This is a genomic window from Shewanella electrica (assembly GCF_022321485.1).
GTDB classification, from domain to species: Bacteria; Pseudomonadota; Gammaproteobacteria; order Enterobacterales; family Shewanellaceae; genus Shewanella; species Shewanella electrica.
Genome location: NZ_JAKOGG010000003.1, coordinates 209,749 through 233,290 on the forward strand (window position 1 = coordinate 209,749; position 23,542 = coordinate 233,290).

The 23,542-nt window shown below is 51.7% G+C and carries 16 protein-coding genes; 6 read left to right on the top strand and 10 right to left on the bottom strand.

Annotation, left to right across the window (positions count from 1 at the left end):
- Positions 1-6: 6 nt before the first annotated feature.
- The 6 genes from L9G74_RS05810 to L9G74_RS05835 form a co-directional block, all read right to left on the bottom strand.
- Entirely contained in the window at positions 7-1,476 is a 1,470-nt protein-coding gene (locus tag L9G74_RS05810; protein ID WP_238895359.1) for an efflux transporter outer membrane subunit, read from the bottom strand.
- Positions 1,473-1,979, bottom strand: coding sequence for a MarR family winged helix-turn-helix transcriptional regulator (locus L9G74_RS05815; RefSeq protein ID WP_238895360.1), 507 nt, complete (start codon positions 1,977-1,979; stop codon positions 1,473-1,475). Before L9G74_RS05815 ends, L9G74_RS05810 begins: the two co-directional genes overlap by 4 nt.
- Before the next feature lie 199 nt (positions 1,980-2,178).
- Positions 2,179-2,541: a hypothetical protein gene (locus L9G74_RS05820; protein WP_238895361.1), complete on the bottom strand. Its 363-nt coding sequence runs from the start codon at positions 2,539-2,541 to the stop codon at positions 2,179-2,181.
- 547 nt (positions 2,542-3,088) lie between these two features.
- Positions 3,089-3,781, bottom strand: a complete 693-nt coding sequence (ssb, locus tag L9G74_RS05825; RefSeq protein WP_238895362.1) for a single-stranded DNA-binding protein — start codon at positions 3,779-3,781, stop codon at positions 3,089-3,091.
- Positions 3,782-3,820: 39 nt separating this feature from the next.
- Entirely contained in the window at positions 3,821-5,188 is a 1,368-nt protein-coding gene (locus L9G74_RS05830; protein ID WP_238895363.1) for an MFS transporter, read from the bottom strand.
- 315 nt (positions 5,189-5,503) lie between these two features.
- Positions 5,504-6,619, bottom strand: coding sequence for an NADH:flavin oxidoreductase/NADH oxidase (locus tag L9G74_RS05835; RefSeq protein ID WP_238895364.1), 1,116 nt, complete (start codon positions 6,617-6,619; stop codon positions 5,504-5,506).
- A gap of 159 nt (positions 6,620-6,778) precedes the next feature.
- Here L9G74_RS05835 and L9G74_RS05840 point away from each other — a divergent pair, with 159 nt between their 5' ends.
- The 3 genes from L9G74_RS05840 to L9G74_RS05850 all read left to right on the top strand — a co-directional run bounded on the left by L9G74_RS05840 (position 6,779) and on the right by L9G74_RS05850 (position 12,720).
- Positions 6,779-7,651, top strand: coding sequence for a LysR family transcriptional regulator (locus L9G74_RS05840; RefSeq protein ID WP_238895365.1), 873 nt, complete (start codon positions 6,779-6,781; stop codon positions 7,649-7,651).
- Positions 7,652-7,783: 132 nt separating this feature from the next.
- On the top strand, positions 7,784-10,609 hold the full coding sequence (uvrA, locus tag L9G74_RS05845; RefSeq protein ID WP_238895366.1) for an excinuclease ABC subunit UvrA: 2,826 nt from the start codon (positions 7,784-7,786) through the stop codon (positions 10,607-10,609).
- Positions 10,610-10,845: 236 nt separating this feature from the next.
- Positions 10,846-12,720, top strand: coding sequence for a DEAD/DEAH box helicase (locus tag L9G74_RS05850; protein ID WP_238895367.1), 1,875 nt, complete (start codon positions 10,846-10,848; stop codon positions 12,718-12,720).
- 178 nt (positions 12,721-12,898) lie between these two features.
- Here L9G74_RS05850 and poxB read toward each other — a convergent pair whose 3' ends face one another.
- Both poxB and L9G74_RS05860 read right to left on the bottom strand, forming a co-directional pair.
- Positions 12,899-14,623: a ubiquinone-dependent pyruvate dehydrogenase gene (poxB, locus tag L9G74_RS05855; protein WP_238895368.1), complete on the bottom strand. Its 1,725-nt coding sequence runs from the start codon at positions 14,621-14,623 to the stop codon at positions 12,899-12,901.
- A 265-nt stretch (positions 14,624-14,888) separates the two neighbouring features.
- Complete coding sequence (locus tag L9G74_RS05860) at positions 14,889-15,542, bottom strand: DUF6198 family protein (RefSeq protein WP_238895369.1); 654 nt, start codon at positions 15,540-15,542, stop codon at positions 14,889-14,891.
- A 461-nt stretch (positions 15,543-16,003) separates the two neighbouring features.
- On the opposite strand from L9G74_RS05860, the gene L9G74_RS05865 reads away from it, so the two are divergent.
- The 3 genes from L9G74_RS05865 to L9G74_RS05875 all read left to right on the top strand — a co-directional run bounded on the left by L9G74_RS05865 (position 16,004) and on the right by L9G74_RS05875 (position 19,946).
- Positions 16,004-17,527 (top strand): alkaline phosphatase family protein, encoded by a 1,524-nt coding sequence (locus L9G74_RS05865; protein WP_238895370.1) that lies wholly within the window; start codon positions 16,004-16,006, stop codon positions 17,525-17,527.
- Positions 17,528-17,546: 19 nt separating this feature from the next.
- Positions 17,547-19,160, top strand: a complete 1,614-nt coding sequence (locus L9G74_RS05870; RefSeq protein ID WP_238895371.1) for an alkaline phosphatase — start codon at positions 17,547-17,549, stop codon at positions 19,158-19,160.
- Between the two features lie 72 nt (positions 19,161-19,232).
- Complete coding sequence (locus tag L9G74_RS05875; protein ID WP_238895372.1) at positions 19,233-19,946, top strand: hypothetical protein; 714 nt, start codon at positions 19,233-19,235, stop codon at positions 19,944-19,946.
- Positions 19,947-19,989: 43 nt separating this feature from the next.
- On the opposite strand, the gene L9G74_RS05880 is transcribed toward L9G74_RS05875, so the two are convergent.
- Complete coding sequence (locus L9G74_RS05880; protein WP_238895373.1) at positions 19,990-22,089, bottom strand: TonB-dependent siderophore receptor; 2,100 nt, start codon at positions 22,087-22,089, stop codon at positions 19,990-19,992.
- 317 nt (positions 22,090-22,406) lie between these two features.
- Positions 22,407-23,540 (bottom strand): HDOD domain-containing protein, encoded by a 1,134-nt coding sequence (locus tag L9G74_RS05885; protein WP_238895374.1) that lies wholly within the window; start codon positions 23,538-23,540, stop codon positions 22,407-22,409.
- Between the last annotated feature and the right edge of the window lie 2 nt (positions 23,541-23,542).

The window sequence follows — 23,542 nt, forward strand, 5'->3', positions numbered from 1 at the left end:
GAAAACTTATTGGATGGCAGCAGTGCCATTGGCTGATGAAATGTCTGATGAGCCGTTAACAGGCGCGTTGTAAAAACCGCCGCCTAAGGCATTCACCAAGGTCACTTGCTTTTCTTGTTGCTGGTTTTCCAGCGTGGTCAGGGCCGATTCCGCTTGCAGCAGTTGATTTTCGGCCATCAACACCTCCAACTGACTGCCCATGCCCGACTGATAACGTTTTTCCGTAATGTGATAGCTTTGGCTGGCTAAACGCACACTCTGTTGTGCATCAGTCAACTGCTGCTCGGCCGATTGCAGCGCTAATACCGTGTCGGCCACGTCGCCAAGGGCGGTCACCAGAATTTGGTTGTATTGCGCCACTGCGGCGTCGTACTCGGCGGTGTTTTCAATCAAGTTGGCGGTTAGGTCACGCGTAAAAATCGGTAAGGAAATCGCCGGAGCCACACGCCATTGGCGGCTGACATCCTCAAACATGGCGTCGCCTAATACCGATCTAAATCCCGCCATAGCGGTTAAGTTCAGGTTGGGATAAAACTTGGTTTTCGCTGACGCGATATTTTTGCTGGCAGCTTCTACGCGCCATTTAGCCGCGACCAGATCGGGACGATGAGCCAGTAAATTAGCTGGTAACTCAGTTGGTAATGCCAATGCAGTATTCATCAACGCCGTAGGGCGTTTAATGGTGTTGGCTAAATCGGGACCAGCACCGACCATAGTGGCTAATGCATTGTTAAGTTGTTTGATCGCCAGTAAACGCTGTTTCACCGTCTGCTGTGACCGAGCAGCATTACTCTGCGCCGTATAAAGGCGGTCATCTGAGGTCAACCCGTTATCCAGCAATCGTTGAGTAATCGTGACAATGCCCTGAGTACGCGCTTGATCTTGCTTGGCGATGTCCAGCAAACGGTAGGCGTTGGCGAGTTGAATATAGCTGCTGGTAATCGCACTGGAGAGCGAAATCCGCGCCGCTTGATGATCCACTTGTGCGGCGCGCTGTGCATCAACACTGGCTTCCCATGCATCACGTTCGCCACCCCATAAATCCACGTTATAACTGCCGCTCAGGCCCAAGTTGTAGATGGTGCCGTACTGATTGCCTTGAAAGCTGTAATCTTCCGAGCGGGATAAGCGCGAGCGAGTTGCGCCAGCGTTGGCCGCTAGCTGCGGATCAAACTGCGCATCGGCCGCCATCACCGCCGCCGAAGCTTTGCTCAGGTTGGCATTGGCCAGCTGCAAGGTGGGACTATGTTGCAGCGCCTGCTCGATCAACTCATTAAGCTGCGCATCATTCAGTGCCGTCCACCAGTCGCTTTGCGGCCAGTTAGCTGCAGAAAAATCGGACGATGCCAAGCTGACGCTGTGTTGCAGTACGCTTTTATCATTCAGCTGATTAGTGGGGGTAATGTCTCCGGGTGCCGCACACCCGTAGAGCATGGCTACAGGAATCAATGCAGCCAGAGCCGTTAGTTTGCTCATTTTGTTCCTTTTAATAATTGTGCCAAACATTGTTCGTCGATAGCGGCAGTGACAATCTTCCGCAAACAGTGCCGCAGTTGTGCTTTTTCTTCATCGGTGAGTGCCTGCTCAAGTTCCGCCAATGCATTGACCGCCAACGGCATCGCGCGGTTTACCGTAGCGCGGCCCTTGTCAGTGAGATACAGCAGAAATGAACGGCGATCGTCTGGATCGGGGTGACGCTCGATGAGATCTTTTTTCTCCAAGCGTTCCACCATGCGGGTGATATTGCTTTTATCGACATTCAGCATCTTGCCGATATCTGATGGGCGATAACTCTGAAACTTGTGGATTTGAAACAGCACCTTGGCCTGAGACGAGGTCAACTCCTCCTCCAACGCAGGATACGCTAAGTACTTTTCCAGCAAGCGATCTTTAATGTGTTCCGTTTTACCGATTAAAAAACCAATATTATCAAGTATTAATGGAACTTCTTCCGACGTTTCAGGTTGAGTTGACATCATTCACCACCATTAGTTGCTAGCGCAACTGTTGACTAAGCAACTAAATGTAGAGATCTCGCGTCAGGAAGTCAATCAATTCTTAAGACTATTTTAATAAAACAAGCTTTGTGGATTGGACGAGCTTTGCGAATGATTCAAGCGCGCTTGCGCCAGCGATCTTTTTAGGTGGTTAATTCACAACAGATGCTTGCTGTGCGTTTTACAACAGTTCATAGGTGGTCAGATGCCATAGTTTGGGACTTCGCCACGAAATTTCTTGATAGGATTCAATCAGTAACCCTTTATCTTGCAGATTTGCCATAAACCATGACGGTGAAACAGCAGCCTTAGGATCGTAACTAAACACCACGCCCATAGCGTTAAGGTTCAGCATAATGTCGATTAACGCTGGGTTACTATCAAGTGCATTAGTCTCAGGGAATGACAGCTCAGCGGCCAGACCAAGCGGTTGCAGATTGCCCGCCAATAGCACTTTATCAGCAGCTATAGCGCGAACATATGGCGGTGGAATAGCGCCTTCGGCACCAAACGCTACGGCATACGGTGGTCCTTTTCGGTGCATTTTACTTTTACCTCAACGACGAAGATTGGCGGTATCACCCATTACTGCTGATCACTCTGGTTACGCTGGTTTAATCCGGTCTTAGAGCTGATGCCAACATGCTTACACAGAACGGTTTACATTAAAGAATGCTGTATTGCCCAGCAATCACTTCAAGCTTTGCGGCCGTTTTGCTGTAATTCAAAGAAATAGCCACCGCCGGTTTCAAATATGCAGCCATCAATGTCTGGCGCAGAGCCATCTTTATACACGCTGAGCTAAAGATGTTTAAGCTCCTGTTGGAAAATTGAAGCCAAAAACTCAACGATCTGCGACACATACCATGCGTTATCGTTATTGACCTTTAGAGCAGCGATTTGCTTTCTGACAAAACTTGCCCAATAAGCCGCATTATGCTGTGTGGATATAGGCGCAACGGTAAAGATGCTGCTAGAGCGAATCAGCACAACCATAACCGCAAGCCGTCACATAACAAAAAAGCCACTGCGACCAGTGGCTTTTTTTGTTTTCACCCAGTGCAATGAAGCAAGTGCTTCATTGATAACGACTAGAACGGGATATCGTCGTCCCAACCGTCATCCAAATCTGGTGTGTAGTTTTGTTGTGGCTGCTGTGCCGGTGCTTGTTGCGCTGGCGCAGATTGCTGTGGCTTAGGCGCATAACCGCTGTTTGGTTGTTGCGGTTTTGGTGCATAACCACTGTTCTGCTGTGGCTGTTGGTAAGCAGGGGCAGATTGCTGCGGCGCATTATATTGTGGCTGCTGTGGTGCGCTGTTGTATTGTGGCGCTGGCGCAGATTGTTGTGGCGCGTTGTATTGGTTGCCGCCACCTTGTTGTGGTGCACTGTAACCGCCGCCCATGTTGCCGCCTTGTTGACCGCCACCTTGGTTCTGGTTACGACCACCCAGCATCTGCATGGTGCCGCCTTGATCGACCACAATTTCCGTGGTGTAACGATCTTGACCGCTTTGATCTTTCCACTTACGCGTTTGCAGTTTACCTTCCAGATAAACTTGGGAACCCTTACGCAGATACTCGCCTGCAATTTCAGCCAGCTTGCCAAAGAACACCACACGGTGCCATTCGGTACGCTCTTGTTGCTGACCTTGCTGGTCTTTCCATGTATCACTGGTAGCGACCGTGATATTGGCAACAGCATTGCCGTTTGGCATATAACGGACTTCTGGATCTTGTCCCAGATTACCTACCAGAATGACTTTGTTAATACCACGACTGGCCATTTAACTCTCCTGAATTTTGCTTAGCTGTGCTGAATCGTTTTAACTGGCAGAGCCTAACACAGCTCGCGCTTGTCTTAAATCAAATTCGTCATCAACCTTGAGATAAGCGACCTTCTCTTCCAGCACCACAATGGCCTCTGCCACGCCGTTTAGCTGGGATAATTGTGCCGCCATGGTTTGCGCTTCATCGCGGCCAGAAACCTTAGCCTGCAGCGTATAACTCTTTAGCAGTTTAGGATTTTTCATACCGAAGGTAAGTGACAGCCAGAGCAACATCAGTACGATGCCAACGCAAAAAACGCCCTGTGCGCCAACCAACTGATAAGCGCCGCCGCCTAAAACACCACCACAAAACGCCCCTAAAAATTGGCTGGTCGAGTACACGCCCATGGCCGAGCCTTTGGCGCCAATCGGGCAGAATTTAGAGATCAAACTTGGCAGTGATGCTTCCAGATAGTTGAAGGCGGTGAAGAACGCCACAATGGCGATGCACAGCGCAATCAGCGACTGGGTAAATAGCGCCATAATGGTCAGCGCCAGCAGCATAATCACCAAGGCGATTTGGAACATCTGTTTAGTGTTGTTGCGTTTAACGCCGATGATAATCATTGGCACCATCATCAGAAACGACAGCACAAATGCCGGGAAGTACAACATCCAGTGTTGCTCTTTAGCTAAGCCCGCATCGACCAAATCGAGCGGCAACGCCACAAACACCGCCGTTAGAGTTAAGTGCAGTAAAAAGATGCCCGCATCTAAGCGGAACAACTGTGGGTCGCGCAGCATTTTCAGCAGTTTGCCAGCGTCAGCCGTAGTATCACCACTCGGTGCCGACGCCACAGGATTGGGCACAAACAGATACATGATCAGCATGCCGATCAGCGCCAAACCGGCGGTTAAGCCGAACAGCCCCGACAAGCCCAAATATTGGGTAATTACCGGCCCCGCCAGCAAAGACAACGCAAACGAGCCGCCAATGCACATGCCGATAATCGCCATCACTTTGGTGCGTTGCTCGTCGCGGGTCAGGTCAGCGGCCAAGGCCAACACCGCGGCGGCGATGGCACCCATGCCTTGCAATGCACGGCCAGCTACCACACCGTAAATGGTGTCCGACATACACGCCACCACACTACCAAAGGCAAACAGCAGCAAGCCGCCCAAAATCACCGGCTTACGGCCGATTTTGTCGGAGAGCATGCCCATCGGAATTTGTAGAATCGCTTGAGTTAGCCCATATGCGCCAATCGCAATACCAACCCAAAATGGAGTAAAACCCTGCAGGTGCTGACCATAGAGTGCGAACACAGGCATGATCATAAACAGCCCCATCATCCGCAATCCAAACACACTCGCGAGCGAAAACGCGACCCGTTTCTCGGTCCCGGAAAGCCCGTTTTTGGCCATTTGCTAATGCCTTTTAATAATTAAAAACTTAATAAAGCAAATGTTAACACGAGGCTAATCTCCGCCCAAAAGCAAAATCTGTCAGTTGCGAGGTCGCGACAATAAAAATTAATTAAAACTTAATTTATCAGTTAGATAGCTGAATTAAATTCTGTTAATCGAGCAGGCCAGTGCTCACGTTAAGTGATGATTTATGCGGTACACGCTCACTCACCGGCACAACGTTCACCATTGCATGGTGCTGACGTGTGGCTATTTCCCCATTAAAAAAGCACTCTGGCTAGAGTGCTTTTATCAAACGCAATTAGCGGGAAATTACTGCGCCGTAGAGGTTGCGGCGCCGTGATAACGTGCTAACCAGTACGCATATTGCTCAGGCAATACCGCGGTGGGTTGCTCTTCACCCAGCGCCTGTGCGATCTGTAACGGATAGTGCGGATTTGCCAAGTGCGCACGGCCAATCATCACCAACTCAAGGCTGCCATCGCTAATGGCTTGGTTAGCCAGTTTTGGATCATCAATGCACCAACCGGTGGCCACTGGAATCGCTGCTTGCTGAGCCACTTGTGCGGCATACGGCACCAGAAAACCAGCGCCCCATGGCACATCCGCTTTTTGAGTAGAGAAGCCCATGCTCACGTTGAGCATATCCAGCCCGGACGCTTTAAACTGGCGCACTAACTCAATCGACTCCGCCAGTGTTTGTTCATCGCGGCCATCAAACTCAATCACCCCAAAACGGGCGGTCAGCGGCAGATTTTCTGGCCAAACTTCACGCACGGCGCGCAGCGTTTCCAGCAAAAAGCGACCACGGCCAGCCGCATCGCCACCATATTCATCAGTACGTTGGTTAGCTTCGCGAGAGAAAAAGCTCTGCGCCAGATAACCGTGGGCAAAATGCAGTTCGAGCCATTCAAAGCCCGCATCCAGCGCACGTTTAGCGGCGCTAACAAAATCGGCTTTCACGCGTTGAATGTCAGCAATGGTCATTGCTTGCGGTACTTTCGGCAAATTGCTACCGAAGGCGATAGCCGATGGCGCAATGGTATCCCAACCGTCTGGCTGATCTGATGGGATATGATCATCGCCGTCCCATGGACGGTTAGCGCTGGCTTTGCGGCCAGCATGGCCGATTTGGATCCCCGGCACTGCTCCCGCCGCTTTGATGGCTTGCGCCACCGCCGCCATGCCTTGCACTTGACCATCTTCCCACAGGCCAGTACATCCTGGCGTGATACGACCTTCTGGCGATACGGCGGTAGCCTCCACAATCACCAATCCCGCCCCACCGCGGGCAATAGAACCATAATGAGTTTGGTGCCAATCCGTGGTGTAACCGTTAATTGCGCTGTACTGGCACATAGGTGGCACAGCGATACGGTTACGCAAAGTCACGCCTTTGAGCGTGTACGGCTGAAAAATAGCAGACATAAAGCTTCCTCGTTTTGACAACAGAACAGAGATAGCCAGTTCCCCTCGCTGCGCATTGCCCTGCACCACAGCGATAGGAGAAAAGGATTTGCCACAGTGTATGCTGCTGCAACTATAATATGAACTGCCGATAAATTATTGTTTCGATAAATTCTACTTATGATTAATCCCCAATGGCTGCACACCTTTGCGGTGCTCAGTGAGATGAAAAATTTTACTCGCACCGCCGAGCAGTTGGGCATTACTCAAGCGGCAGTAAGCCAGCAGATGCGTCAGCTCGAACAGCAGTACGGCCAACTGCTGGTGCGCCGAGGCCGCGAAATGACCATGACACCAGCGGGCATGGCGTTGCTGCAATATCAACAGGAGTTACAACATGCCGAAAATCGGTTGCAGATCCGTTTAACCGCCTGCGAGTCCACCCGTGGCGATGTGGGGTTGGTATCGACCGGCAGTATCGGTTTACGGCTGTACCCGCTATTGCTAGACATGCAGCAACAGCATGCAGGCTTAGTATTACGCCATCGTTTTGCCCCTGATACCGAAGTGCTCGATGCGGTGCTTAGCAACAAGTTTGAGTTGGGCATCACCAGCGTCAAACCCGACGATTCACGCATCAGCGCCAGCTGCTTTACCAAGGAACCGCTCGAGCTAATTGTGCCAGCGGGCAAGAACATCAACAGTTGGCAAGACTTAGTTAATTTAGGCTTTATCGATCATCCCGATGGACGCGCCATGGCAACACGCCTGCTAAGCCGGGTCTTTCCCGGAAATCCCGGCATCAGCAGCTTGCCGATCAGCGGTTTTAGCAACCAAGTCAGCCTACTGCTGGAACCGGTAGCGCGCGGTTTAGGTTTTACCGTGTTGCAACACTTCGCCCGCAGCAGTTTTGCCAAGCAAGAGGCGATTTCTGTGGTTAAAACCGATGTGGCGGTGGTCGATACCTTATGGCTGATCCATCGCTGTGAATGGCCCCTTTCCAGCCGCGCCGAACGCGTGGTTGCCTATCTGCGTAGCCAGCTTAACTGCTAAAAAATTGCGCCACGGCACTGCGTTGTTCTGTTACCAGCTTGCCTATTTTCGTTACAGTTGCCGCTATCAGCTGCGCTGAATTTATGCAATACTGCTCGTTTTCCTCCAGCTAGCAGTAACAGTCTTTTCAACATGGAAAACATCGAGATCCGCGGTGCCCGCACCCATAATCTAAAAAATATCAATCTGACCATTCCTCGGGATAAACTGATTGTTATCACGGGGTTATCCGGCTCGGGTAAGTCGTCGTTAGCCTTTGATACACTTTATGCCGAAGGGCAACGTCGCTACGTTGAGTCACTGTCAGCCTATGCGCGCCAGTTCCTCAGCATGATGGAAAAGCCTGACGTCGATCATATTGAAGGCCTCAGCCCAGCCATTTCGATCGAGCAGAAATCTACCTCGCATAACCCGCGTTCCACCGTAGGCACCATTACCGAAGTGTATGACTACCTGCGCTTGCTATATGCCCGTGTGGGCGAGCCGCGCTGTCCTACTCACGGTGAAACCTTAGCGGCGCAAACCGTGAGCCAGATGGTTGACCAAGTGCTGACCCGTCCAGAAGGCGAGCGTTTAATGCTGCTGGCGCCAGTGGTACAAGCACGTAAAGGTGAACACGTTAAGCTGCTGCAAAGTCTGTCGGCACAGGGTTATATTCGCGCCCGTATCGACGGCGAGGTGTGCGATCTGTCCGATCCACCGGCGCTGGAGTTACAGATCAAACACACCATTGAGGTGGTGGTTGACCGCTTTAAAGTGCGCGATGACCTGCAACAACGTTTGGCGGAATCGTTTGAAACGGCACTAGAGCTGTCTGGCGGTATCGCCACCGTAGTGAGCATGGACGACGAAAAGGCGCCTGAGCTGTTGTTCTCGGCTAACTTTGCCTGCTCGCAATGTGGTTACTCGATGGCCGAGCTGGAACCACGCTTATTCTCCTTTAACAACCCTGCTGGCGCGTGCCCAACCTGTGACGGTTTAGGGGTGCAGCAATTCTTCGATCCAGCACGGGTGATTACTAACGATGAGCTGTCACTAGCGGGTGGCGCTATTCGTGGTTGGGATCGGCGTAATTTCTATTATTTCCAGATGTTGAAATCGCTCGGTGAGCACTTCAAATTCAGCGTGGAAGCGCCCTTTGCTGAGCTGCCAAATAAGATCCAACAAACGGTGCTTTATGGCTCCGGCAGTGAAAACATCGCCTTTAAATACATCAACGATCGCGGCGATGTAGTGGTGCGTAATCATCCGTTTGAGGGCATCCTCAACAACATGGATCGTCGCTACCGCGAAACCGAATCCAGCACAGTACGCGATGAGCTAGCCAAATTTATTAGCACTCGCCCATGTGCCAGCTGCGGTGGTTCACGTCTGCGCGAAGAAGCACGTAACGTGTTTATCGGCAACATCAACTTGCCTACCGTCAGTGATTGGTCAATTGCCGAAGCTTGTGACTATTTCACCACACTGCAATTTGAAGGACAGCGCGCCCAGATTGCCGAAAAAGTGCTGAAAGAGATCGGCGATCGTTTAGGTTTCTTGGTCAACGTCGGCTTGAACTACCTCAGTTTGTCGCGCTCGGCCGATACCCTGTCCGGCGGTGAAGCACAGCGTATCCGTCTTGCCAGCCAAATTGGCGCCGGTCTGGTGGGCGTGATGTACGTGCTGGATGAGCCGTCAATCGGTTTGCACCAACGCGATAACGAACGCCTGCTGAGCACCCTGACCCACCTGCGCGATCTCGGCAACACCGTGATTGTGGTGGAACACGATGAAGACGCAATTCGCATGGCCGACCATATCATCGACATCGGCCCCGGCGCGGGTGTGCACGGTGGTGAAGTATTGTGTGCGGGCGATTTGGCCAAGATTATCGCTTGCGATGATTCGATCACCGGCCAATATCTGTCAGGCAAAAAGAAAATTCAGGTCGGCTCGCTGCCAACACCGTGCGATCCCGACAAGATGATCAAACTGTTCGGCGCCACCGGCAATAACCTGAAAAACGTCGATTTGGAAATTCCTATCGGCCTGCTCACCTGCATTACCGGTGTGTCTGGCTCAGGTAAATCGACACTGATTAACGATACCTTTTTCCGCATCGCCCATAAGATGCTTAACGGCGCGACGGTCAACGAACCGGCGCCGTATGAACGCATTGAAGGCATGGAGCAGTGCGACAAAGTAGTCGATATTGACCAGAGCCCGATTGGCCGAACGCCACGTTCTAATCCAGCCACCTATACCGGCATTTTCACGCCGATCCGTGAGCTGTTCTCCGCCACGCAAGAGTCGCGTACGCGCGGTTATCAGCCGGGGCGTTTCTCGTTTAACGTTAAAGGCGGCCGCTGCGAAGCGTGTCAGGGCGATGGTTTGATCAAAGTGGAGATGCACTTCCTGCCGGATGTGTATGTGCCATGTGATGTGTGTAAAGGCAAACGCTATAACCGCGAAACGCTGGAAGTGAAATACAAAGGCAAGAGCATTCACGAAGTGCTGCAGATGACCGTTGAAGAAGCCCGTGGGTTCTTTGATGCGGTACCGGCCATTGCCCGTAAGCTGCAAACGCTGATGGAAGTGGGCTTGTCTTATATTCAACTCGGCCAAAGCGCCACAACCCTTTCGGGTGGTGAAGCGCAGCGGGTCAAACTAGCCAAAGAGCTGTCGAAACGCGATACCGGTAAAACGCTGTATATCCTTGATGAGCCAACGACCGGTCTGCACTTTGCCGATATTCAATTGCTGCTGGACGTACTGCACCGTCTCAAAGGCCAAGGCAATACCATCGTGGTGATTGAGCACAATCTTGACGTCATTAAGACGGCAGATTGGATTGTCGATTTAGGCCCAGAAGGCGGCGCAGGTGGTGGCACCATTTTAACGGCAGGAACGCCGGCTCAAGTGGCTCAACACCCAACATCGCATACAGCGCGATTTTTGAAGCCAATGCTGGACTGATTTTTTACGCTTAAACAATTAGTTAATTGTTTAAGCTAGTACAGCAAAAATGACAGTTATCTGTAGTGCAAACTGGTAAATTTAACGGTTTGCACTACAATTTTGTGGATATTTGTTGGTCACAGCGCTATAATCCGCCCCCTTTTAACGGAAAAGTCGGCGCGGGGTCGGATTTTCCGTCTGTGTGAAACCATTCCTGTGTCAATTATGACACATCCACAAGGCTACAAAATTCAATGTCATCTGAACTTACTTTCCGTGAACTCGGTTTGTCCGAGGAGCTTTTGGTCGCGCTTAACGAGCTAGGCTACGAGCACCCAACCCCTATCCAAGCAGCGAGTATCAAACCGCTGATGGATGGCAAGGATATCCTTGGTCAAGCTCAAACTGGTACCGGTAAAACCGGTGCATTTGCGTTGCCGTTATTGAACGCAATCAAACGTGACCTCAACGCCCCGCAGATTCTGGTACTGGCACCAACACGCGAACTTGCTGTACAAGTTGCCGAAGCCTTTTCCAGCTATGCAAAATTCATCAAAGGGTTCCACGTACTGCCTATTTATGGTGGTCAAAGCATGCATCAACAGTTGCAAGCTCTGCGTCGTGGTGCTCAGGTTGTTGTAGGCACCCCAGGCCGCGTGATGGACCATATGCGTCGCGGCACTCTTAAACTAGAAAATCTGCAAGCTTTAGTGCTCGACGAAGCCGATGAAATGCTCAAAATGGGCTTCATCGATGACATTGAATGGATTCTTGAGCACACTCCAGCAACACGCCAACTGGCGCTGTTCTCCGCCACCATGCCTGAGCAGATCAAGCGTGTGGCTAACAAACATTTGAACGAACCAGTGAACATTAGTATTGCTGCTAGCCACGCTACCGTTGATTCTATCGAACAACGTTTTGTGCAAGTGTCGCAGCACAACAAACTGGAAGCACTGGTACGTGTACTGGAAGTGGAAAACACTGAAGGTATCATCATCTTCGTGCGTACTCGTAACTCATGTGTGGAACTGGCTGAGAAGCTGGAAGCCCGTGGTTATGCAAGTTCTCCATTGCACGGTGATATGAACCAACAAGCGCGTGAGCGTGCGGTTGAACAACTGAAATCTGGCAAGCTGGATATTCTGATTGCGACTGACGTTGCCGCCCGTGGTTTGGACGTTGAACGTATCGGCCACGTTATCAACTACGATATTCCATACGATACCGAAGCCTACGTGCACCGTATCGGTCGTACGGGTCGTGCTGGCCGTAACGGTATGGCGATCCTGTTTGTGACCAACCGCGAAATGCGCATGCTGCGCACCATCGAGCGCGCCACTAACAGCCGTATTTCACCGATGAAGATCCCTGGTCCAGAAGTGGTTGCAGAACGTCGTCTGTCACGCTTGGGCGAGCAGATCGGCACTGTGATCAACAATGAACAGTTGGACTTTATGCAGAGTGCTATCGGTACCCTGAGTTCACAGCTGGAAATTGAAACCGAAACGCTGGCTGCGGCACTGTTGTACTTGGTACAGCAAGAACGTCCACTGCAACCACCAGCAATTCAAGAACGCGTACGTGATAGCCGTGATAGCCGTGAAGGCCGTGACAGCAGTCGTCGTGATGATCGCGGTGGCGACCGTAATAGCGATCGCAAACCACGTCGTCCACGTTCAACGGGTGAGCTGGGTAGCGCTGAACAGCTGAAAGACAATCCAGACATCAAGATGGCCCGCTATGTGATTGAAGTAGGTCGTGACCACGGTGTGGGTGTAGGTAACATTGTTGGCGCTATCGCTAACGAAGCCGACATCGACAGCCGTTACATCGGTCAGATCCAACTGCTGGATCAAATCAGTACTGTTGACCTGCCTACCGGCATGCCAAAAGAAGTATTGAGCCATCTGCGTAACGTGCGCGTGTGTGGTCGTCCAATCAATATCCGTGAAGCGGGTAGCGAAGTGGAAGCGGCCCAAGCTCGTCGTCCACGCCGTGACGGTGGTGCACCACGTCGTAGCGAAGGTCGCAGTGAAGGCCGTAGCAGCGAAGGTCGTGATGGCCAACGCCGTGAACGCCGCAGCGAAGGTGGTGAGCGTAAACCACGTCGTCGCGACAGCAAATAAGCCCGTCTCCGACATCGGTTGACCAAAAAAGAGCAAGCCTAGGCTTGCTCTTTTACTTATGCTTTTAGCCGTTGCTTTGAACTTACAACTTATCGCTTACAGCTTACCGCTCGAGCTACGAGCTACGGGTTTCTAGCTACCTGTCTCGCTTCTCGCAACTCGCAACTCGCATCTCCCCCTATCTAAACCAATTCGTTTTACTCAGTTCCACCAGCTCATCGCCACGGCCATTGATAATGGCTTTCATCATGTACAAGCTAAAGCCTTTGGCGTGTTCAAACTTGATTTGCGGCGGCATCGCCAACTCTTGTTTAGCGGTATCCACTTCAATCACTACCGGGCCGGGATGGTCAAACGCTTCGCAAATCGCGCCTTCCAACCGTTCTGGTTTGCTGACATGAATGCCATGTAAACCACAGGCTTTAGCAATCTCGGCAAAGCTTGGGTTATCCAAATCAGTATCGCTAGAGAGATAGCCAGAAGCCTTCATCTCCATCGCCACAAAACCAAGTGAGCGGTTGTTAAACACCACGATTTTCAACGGCAGATCTAACTGCCGGAGCGACAGCAAATCCCCCATCAGCATAGAAAAACCACCATCGCCACACATGGCTACCACTTGGCGGTTACGATCAACTGCCTGTGCGCCCATCGCTTGTGATAACGCATTAGCCATCGAGCCGTGGTTAAACGAGCCAATCAAACGGCGTTTACCGTTCATTTGCAGATAACGCGCTGCCCACACGGTGGGGGTGCCCACATCGCAGGTAAACACCGCATCATCGGCCGCTTTTTCACTGATAAGCCGCGCCAAGTATTGTGGGTGAATCAAGTTATGGCTGGTTTTGCCATTGGCCAGATCATCAAGATCTTTGCGCGCTTCATGATAGTTCTTCAAACATTGATCGAGGTGAGCACGCGAGCGACCATCGTTGATCTGCGGCACCAGTTCATCCAAAGTGGCGCAGATATCACCCAGCACGCCGTAATCAATCTGCACATGGCGGCCCAACGCCGCAGGATTATTATCGACCTGTAAGATCTTGGCTTTTTCAGGATAGAACGCGCGATACGGAAAGCTGGTGCCGAGTAGCAGTACGGTATCGGCTTGGCCCATCGCATGATAACCAGAGGCAAAACCAATCAACCCCGTCATACCCACATCGTACGGGTTATCGTACTCAACGTACTCCTTACCGCGCAGTGCATGCACAATCGGCGCTTGCAGTTTAGCCGCTAGCGCGACCACTTGATCATGGGCGTTAGCACAGCCAGCACCACACAGAATGGTCACCTTGCTACTGCTATTAAGCTCGTGCGCTAAGGTTTCAATATCCGCCGCCGCAGGTGTGTAAATTGCAGGGGCGGGCAGGCTCCATTTAGGTTTTACGCCTTCTGGCATCGCTTTTAGGGCCACATCGCCCGGCAGCACAATCACCGCCACATCACGGTGTAAAATCGCTTGGCGCATCGCGGTTTCGAGCATGTAGGGCATCTGCTCAGGGTTAGACAGCAGCTCACAGAACACGCTGCATTCTTTGAATAGCTCTTGCGGATGGGTTTCTTGGAAATAGTTAGTGCCGATTTCGGCAGAGGGAATGTGGGCAGCAATGGCAAGCACTGGCACGCGGTTGCGGTGACAATCAAATAAGCCATTGATTAAGTGCATGTTACCTGGACCGCAGGAACCAGCACATACCGACAAACCTCCTGAGATTTGCGCATCTGCACCAGCGGCAAATACTGCGGCTTCTTCATGACGAGTGCCCATCCATTCGATGGTGCCGAGTTTACGTAGGCTATCACTGATGCCGTTGAGCGAGTCACCAGTGACTCCCCACATCCGTTTAACACCAGCTTGCGCCAGGGTTTCTGCAATAAAGTGTGCAACGCTCTGACTCATACAACATACTCCACTGTCTGAATCAGAATATTTAGTAATTTATGTGGCAATTAATAAATATGCTGATTGAAAAAATACCTTTTAAGCTAACAATACAAAGTATCCTCCGCTAAAAAATTGTGATCAATATCAAACTTAGACCTAAGTTAGGCGATGTTCTTCTAAAATCGGCCGGATAGATGCCATTAGGGAATAAAAAAGGCCATTCCCATGAATGGCCTGCATAACTTTTTGGCATGAACGGCGTTAACCACCGCTCGACAGCTTAGGCAGTGTAACGCCCTGGCTTATGGTAGAAGGTCAGCACAATATTGGTGATCACTGCCCCAAGTACCGACAATGCCAATAACCACGGTGAGATAATGAAGAACGACGCCACCACAATGGCCGAGTCGAGCAACATCTGAATATTGCCGGCACGGATGTTGAAACGGTCTTGCATGTACAACGCAAAGATATTGAAACCGCCGAGGCTAGCTTTGTGGCGGAACAGGATCAGCAAACCACTGCCAAGTAACAACGCGCCCATCACCGCAGCGTAGATGACATTGATATAGTCAAAATGCAGCACTAAGCCGAGTGCATCGGTCATCGCGCCCACGGCCACAATACAGATAAAAGTTTTGACGGTGAAATCTTTGCCCATGCGAGCCCACGCCAACCAAAAGAACGGTAGATTGAGCAGCACAAACAGCGTACCAAAGCTCAAATGACTCAAATGCGTCAACAGCAACGCCGCTCCCGCAGTGCCGCCGGTGAGCAAACCCGCTTGACGCAGAAAGAACACGCCTAGCGATACGAAGCAGCAGCCGACAAACAAACCGGTTACGTCTTCAACAACCGAATGCCCTACTGTTTTTGTTATTGTTTTATCACGCTTCACTGAATGGTCAGCCTTTATCGATTGTTCAGCCTTCATAGCAAGGTACCTAAGATAAATTTAATGGGGGGTCGTTATTTTTTTGTTTTTCACCCATTAAATGCGCCATCAGGCATATATTAGTCAATCAAGTATCGATAAATAACTGCGCCAGCCACTGCGGCAGACTGGAATGATTCATGGACAGTCTTGGCACATGCCAACTACGCCTTTGGTCGTATCTCAGAAAAAGTTCAATCAACATGCACGGTTGCGCAACATTGTTCACATTATGTTCACCCCTTTGTACCATGTAAACTTGTTGTTACACCCTGCCATAGTCGTATTCAAATGGTGCGTGCACTGGAGTTTTAAGCCCGCTGCGAAAAACCACCATCTTGCCGCACATAAAAATTAACCTTTAAGAAACATTTCTGTCATTTCCCTTGCGCACAATCTTGCCCAGGCCGAAGCAGCTGCCATCGGCTCCACCCTACAGGAATAATAACGCGAGGAAAGCAATGAAAACCCTACCCCACGTACAGGCCGCGATAGCAACGGCTATTGCCGCAGCGTTTGTCTGCCATAGCGCCAATGCCGCAGTGTTACCTGAATCACAAAGCCAAAGTAGCTGGTATACCGCTGGCGCAGAGGCGGTAGCCGCCAAGGTCGCCACCGCCCGTAATAGCGGTACTGCCAAAAACGTGATCTTGTTCGTTGGTGATGGCATGGGGGTTTCCACCCTGACCGCAGCGCGCATTTTTCAAGGGCAAGCCGCTGGCAACACCGGTGAAGAAAACCGTTTAAGCTTTGAAAATTTCCCTTATAGCGCCTTATCCAAAACTTACTCAGTTAACCAGCAAACGCCTGACTCAGCGCCAACCATGACCGCCATGGTCACCGGCGTGAAAACCGAAGATGGCATGTTGTCAGTATCAGCCGATGCGATTCGCGGTAACTGTTTATCCAGCCAAGGCCACGAGCTGAAAACCGCGCTGGAATACGCCGAGGAAGCCGGTAAATCGACCGGCATTATCTCTACCGCTCGGTTAACTCACGCCACGCCAGCCGCCACTTATGCGCACACACCTGAGCGTAACTGGGAAGCTGACAGCGACATGCCCGCCGAAGCACTTGCCAACGGTTGCCATGACATTGCGTATCAAATGGTAATGGAAGCCCCTGGCGATGGTCTGGAAGTAGCACTTGGCGGTGGCCGTGGTTACTTCTTACCAAATACCGTCGTGGATGGTGAAGGCCGCAATGGTCGCCGCGCCGACGGCAAAGATCTCACCTCCGCATGGACGACCAACTACAGCAACGCCGCGTATGTGTGGAACAAAGCCGAGTTTGATGCGGTAGATACCGCCAGTGTTGATCACTTGCTCGGTCTGTTTGAAAGCTCGCATATGCAGTACGAAGCTGACCGCGCTGATGACGTGGGTGGCGAGCCATCACTGGCCGAGATGACCAACAAAGCCATCGACCTGTTAGCCAAAAACGATAAAGGTTATTTCCTGATGGTCGAAGCGGGCCGTATCGACCACGCCCACCACGCCGGTAACGCCGCACGCGCCCTGCAAGATACCGTGGCGCTCTCTGATGCGGTGCAAGCAGCGATGGACAAGGTGGATATGAGCAACACGCTGATCATTGTTACCGCCGACCACAGCCACACCTTTACTATCGCCGGTTATCCAGCACGTGGTAACCCGATTCTAGGGTTAGTCCACGCGCCTGACGATGAACAGATCGACACCAATCCGACCCTCGCTGCTGATGGACTGCCATACACCACGCTGGGTTACACCAACGGCCCCGGCGCCAAAACCGGCGCCCGCGAAGATCTTAGTGCCATCGATACCACCGAAGTGAATTTCCTGCAGCAGGCGCAAGTGCCACTCAGCAGTGAAACCCACGCGGCTGAAGATGTGGCGATTTATGCCGCCGGTCCGGGTGCGTATCTGTTCCAAGGTTCTGTTGAGCAGAACGTGATCTTCCATGTGATTAACCAAGCTGCCGCACTGGGCGCGACTAAGTACTAATTTAGAAAGGATGCCAATAATGAAACTGAATGCAATTGTACTGGCGATGACCACCGCCCTTGCGGCGCTAGCGCTCACCGGTTGTGGTGATGATGGTGATACTGGCGCGGCCGGTCCCGCTGGACAAGATGGTAGCACCGGTGAAAATGGCCGTGATTACACCGCCGTTAACCAATGGTTTGTCGAAGGCCAAGCCACTGTGAGCCAAGCCAGCCAACGCAGCGTCAGCGACCCTGCTGGCAAAGCGAAGAACGTGATCCTGTTTGTGGGTGACGGCATGGGTATCTCTACCCTCACCGCCGCACGCATCTATCAAGGGCAACAGCAAGGCCATAGCGGTGAAGAAAACCGCCTCAGCTTTGAAACCTTTCCCTACTCTGGTTTAGTGAAAACTTATTCCGCCAACCAACAAACGCCGGACTCAGCCCCGACCATGACGGCGATTGTCACTGGCGTAAAAACTAAAGACGGCATCATCGGCATTGATGACCAAGCGATTCGTGGTAACTGTGCCTCTGGCCAAAACCAGTCGGTATTGTCGGCGCTGCAACTGGCAGAGCTTGCCGGTATGAGTACGGGTGTAGTGTCAACTGCACGCTTAACCCACGCCACGCCAGCAGCGACTTACGCTCATGCAGTAGAACGTAACTGGGAAGCTGACAGCAACATGCCACAGGCCGCGATTGATGCCGGTTGTACCGATATTGCCGCGCAATTGATCGACTTTCCTTACGGTGACGGCATTGAAGTCGCTTTAGGTGGCGGCCGCACCTACTTTATGGCAAACGGCACAACTGACCCAGAAAACGGCAGCAATGGTCGCCGTAACGATGGCCGCGATCTCACCAGTGAGTGGACTAGCAAATACAGCGACAGCGCCTACGTGTGGAACCGCGAGCAGTTCCTCGCGGTGGATACTCGTAACGTGAAACATCTGCTGGGGTTGTTTGAAAACTCGCATATGCAGTATGAAGCCGACCGTCAAGATGATGTGGCGGGCGAGCCTTCGCTGGCAGAGATGACCAGCCGTGCGTTGGACATGCTCAAGCAGAACGACAAAGGCTATTTCCTGATGGTGGAAGCAGGTCGTATTGACCACGCCCACCACGCCGGTAACGCCGCTCGGGCATTGCAAGACACGGTAGCCTTGTCTGAAGCGGTGCGCGTCGCGATGGAAAAAGCTGATGACGACACGCTGATTCTGGTTACCGCCGACCACAGCCACGTATTTACCATTGCTGGTTATCCGGTGCGTGGTAACCCGATCCTCGGCTTAGTGCGCGGTGTGGATGACAACGGTAGTGCCTCAACCACCTACAGCACCGACAGCAACGGCATGCCGTACACCACCTTAGGTTATGCCAACGGCCCGGGCTTTGGTTTTGGTAACGACCCCATCAACAGCGACAGCTATCGCCCCGATCTCAACCTGTACAACGTCACTGACGTGAACTTCCGTCAAGAAGCCACCGTGCCGATGGACAGCGAAACTCACGCAGGTGAAGACGTGGCGGTATACGCTCGCGGCCCGGGTGCGCAGTTAGTCACCGGTTCAGTGGAGCAAAATATGCTGTTCCATGTGATGAACTATGCCGCCGATCTGGTCAATCGCGCCGAAGCGAACCAGCAGTAATCCGCTGTCGCCGGTGTCAGCAAGGTGCGCGTACATCGCACCTTGCTCGACCACTCGTTTTAAGGAGGCTTTATGCCACGTAACCTATTTTTAGTCGGCGCACTCGCGCTGTGGTGCGGTCACGCCAGTGCCGCTGATTTTTGCCCAACAGTGGCCGACAGCCAAAATTTCGGCCTGCAATATCAGTTGCAAGGTGCACAACAGGGCAACTTGCAACTGCTGCGCAGCCACGCGCAAACCGCTTACTACAACCCTGATAATGGCGTCGGCGAATGGTGGGACTTCAAGCAAGCTAGCCATCCCAACTTCTACCGTGTGTTTAGCCAGCAGCAACGCCGCATCGACTATTACACCGGCGATCTGCGCACGCTGAATATCCACGTGTCACAAACCGAGATTGAAAGCTTTGCCGCTAACAACTTGCGCCAACAACTGACGTTAGTGGGTGATGGTGCATGTGCTGACAGCCAACGCTATCAAGGCGATTACCAAGGCGTGCATTATGAGTTGCTGTGGAGTAACAGCTTGCAGCTGCCGTTGTCACTCAGCACCCGCCGTAATGACCGCACTCAGCAATGGCAAGCCACTGCCGTGTTAAGTGGTGAACAAGTCACGCAGCAACTGCAACAATGGCAACAGTTTACCGATACGGATTACGCCGATATTGGTGACAACGAGACTGATCCGTTCCTCGCGCAGATGATCAACCAAGGCTTTGTCGAACACAGCGAACATGCGGTGTACAACAGCCAAGGCCAACCGCTACAGGGCGCGCATCAGCACTAAGCTAGAGACAACAACGCCGAGCAATGCTCGGCGTTGTTAGCACTTAGAACGCGTAAGACACCGAGGCATACACACGGCGGTGTTCGCCCGGATACAAGCCGGTGCGATTCAACAAACCGCTGACGGCATATTCTTTATCGAACAAGTTTTTCACGTTCAACTGGAACTGCCACGCTTGCCACTGCGTTTGCCATGACAGGTCAAACACGGTGTACGGCTTAATCTTGCCGCCATCTTGGTCAAACTGCTCAGACACATAATCCGCGCCGAACGCGATAGACGAGTTAATCGCACTCAGATCATATCGGCTCCACAAACCAAACTGATGACGTGGCGCGTTAGCAAAACGGTCACCCACCGCACGGCTGATACCATCAACGGCGTCTTTCACCACAGTGTCGTTATAGGCGTAGTTAGCGTTGATCACTAAGTTATCGGTGACATCGCCCATCAGATCCACTTCAAAACCGCGCGCACGCACTTTACCTAACGCTTGCTGCTTGTCGGTATCGTTCGGATCTACCTGCAAAATGTTTTCCCGCACGATGTGGTAACCGGCAAAGTTAATATTAACTGCGTCGTCAAACCAGAAGGTACGTAAACCGATCTCCGCTTGTTTGCTCTCTTCGGGATCAAATGGGCCACCGTTGGTTGCCAGTTGGGATGAAACCGTTTGTGGCGTAAAGCCGGTAGCCCAACTCAAGTACGGATGGAAGTGCTCATTGATCTTGTAGGTACTGCCCAAACGGTAAGAGAAACCTTGGTCGTTAAACTTCTCTTCGGAGTCCGCCATGTGATCTTGTGCTTCATCATTAAACCCGTCGAGGCTGACGCTGCCCGTCACATCCCACGCTTCAGTGATACGCCATTGATCTTGCAGATAGACACCGTAGCGCAGCGCTTCGGTATTGTTATCACCGGCCAAACGCATGTTGTAGCTGTCTGGGTCGGTAACGCCATACTGCGGATCTTGATAACTGAGCCCCACCACGCCATCGGCTTTGCGGGCGCGCATGTAGATGAAGTCTTCTTGCTGACGCGACACATCGCCGCCCAACAGCACGGTATGGTCGCCCAGTTCCGCCACTAAGTTGAGCGCTACCGAGGTGGTTTGCGTGTGACGATCTTGGTCACGATATTCGCGATCGGCAAAGTCCGCTACGCCATCACCATCGGTATCAGTGGCGCTACGTGGTTCATGATATTTCTGCCGTTCGGTGTCTTCGAAGTAACGCACATTCATGCTGGCCGACAACCATGAGTTAAGGTTGTGCTCCAAGCTCAGTTGAAACACGTCGGCATCGAGATCCAAAAAGTCCGACTTCTCGTTGAAGTTGAAATCACGATCGGTGAGGAAATTACCGTTCATATCCGCTGGCAACCCACGCAGACGCTCGCCGCCGTTGTGTTGCATCACGTTGGTATATTGCAGCGTAATCGAGGTGTCTTGACCGAGATCAAAGGCATAACCTAAGTCGATGGTGCGGTTACGTTTATCGGTATTTACGCGGTAAGGATTTTCATGATCTTGGTAGATGCCCACGCGATAACGCTGGTTATCGTAATCAAGCAACGGCCCCGATAGCTCGACGCTACCGCTGACAAAGTCATCGGAACCAGTCGCCAATTTCACTTTGTTGTTACGTTGATAGGACGGTTTTTTGGTGACGTAGTTGATCAAACCACCCGGATCACCGGCGCCATACAAGGCACCGCTTGGGCCTTTTAGCACTTGCACTTGTTCGATGTTAAACAGCTGCGGCGTAGACACATCACCGTAAGGATCGCCACGCACGCCATCATAGCGCACATCATTTTGGCGGAAACCGCGAAAGGTTACTGAGGCATAGTTGTACTGGCTCACACCACTGATGGAACGGTACAGCTCGGTCACTTCGGTGGCAGCTTGGTCTTCAATCAGCGACAGCGGCAATATCTGCACCGCTTGTGGCGTGCGTTCTATCGGCGTATTGGTCTTCATCGCTAACGAACCATCATTCACCCGATAGAGTGATTGCGCACGGCCAGACACGGTAATACGTTCAATATCACTGGTGTTGCTTGCTTGTTCTTCCGCCAGCGATTCTGCACCATAAAGTGCGCTAAATACCGCCAAGGTCAGCGGTAATACAGCAGCTTTCATCAGTAAACCTTTAGAGGTTGCTAAAATTGACGCGAGTGTAAATGATAGTAATTATCATTACAATGGAAAAATATTTAAGTAACTGATGAGCAAAGTGAGGGGTGTTTATCTTTAGTGTTTTACTTTTTTCAAATAAAACGCGTTATGAACGAGGCGCGGCCTGCGACGCCGAATCAACTAAGCAAGCAGCAAAAAAGTCAGCCCTAACAATAACGCCAACCGCTTACAGCTTACAGCTTACAGCTTATAGCTTATAGCTTATAGCTTATAGCTTATAGCTTATAGCTTATAGCTTATAGCTTATCGCTTATTAACGCCTACGGCCGCTGTTGCAGCGCTGCATGTAACGCTGGCGTTTCAATCATGCTTAGCAAGTTGTGCCGCTGAGTGTTATTGGCGAGTAACCAACGTTTAGTGATAAACAAAATAAATTGTTTTAACTCCTGCTCGTTGTGCTCATTGGCGGCGGTATCTTGCTTGAGCACCATATTGCCAAAGTCGTCTGGGTAGCCCCATAACGTGAGGATATAGGCACTGACTAACGCGCTGCTGTCGAAATAGGCCAGCGACACGCTGCCAGTGATATTTTCTGGCTTCAACGGTGTTTGACTCTGCATCCGCGCCGCCACAATTAAGCGGCCAAGGCCACTAAGCATGGCGGCAGAAAATAACTCATCAGCCGCTTCGGTAGGCCAATCTAAACTTTCCACAATCTGCCGTGCCAATTGGGCGTGTTGAAATGCGGCATCGTTAATGCTGCGCAGCACGGCATGTGGGATCTGCGCCGCAAATGTTTGGTCCACCAGCATTGAGGTAACAATCGCCTCGGTGAGCTTAGTGCCTAAACGCATGATGGCTTCAAACAGTGAGGTCGTTTTACGGCCAAAACCGAAAAAAGCCGAGTTAGCATATTGCAGTAATTTGCCGCTGATCACCGCATCGTGAGATAGCAGTTCGGTGAGTTTTTCTAGGTCTAACTCAGGTTCCAGCATGATCCGCTTAAACTTAATCAGCAGTTTTGGCATGACAGGTAGCTCCTGCAGCCCGCCGAGGTAATGGCGCTCATCGGCAGTAAATGGCAGTTGCTGTAACCGTTCAGCGCAACCAAATAGGAAAGCCAAGTCTTGCTCGGTATAAGGTTTGCCAATCATAAAGTGGCTACAGTGGTTGAGGCTTTCCAACACTGTCGGCGAGGTATCGCCGGTCAGCAGTACACGAATAGCGCCCGGCATCACTTCACGCACTTGTTGCAATAGCGCATTGCCACGCAGCCCCAACATCAAATAATCGCACACCACCACATCCACGGTTTGCGTTATCTGCTGTTGCCAGTCGCTGGGCGCATCACACAATAGAATTTGCCAATCTGGCCGAATACGCCGCGCCGCGCGCTGCAACGCCTTGAGCACTAACGGATCGTTATCAACAAAGAGTACCTTCAAGGTCGCCATAC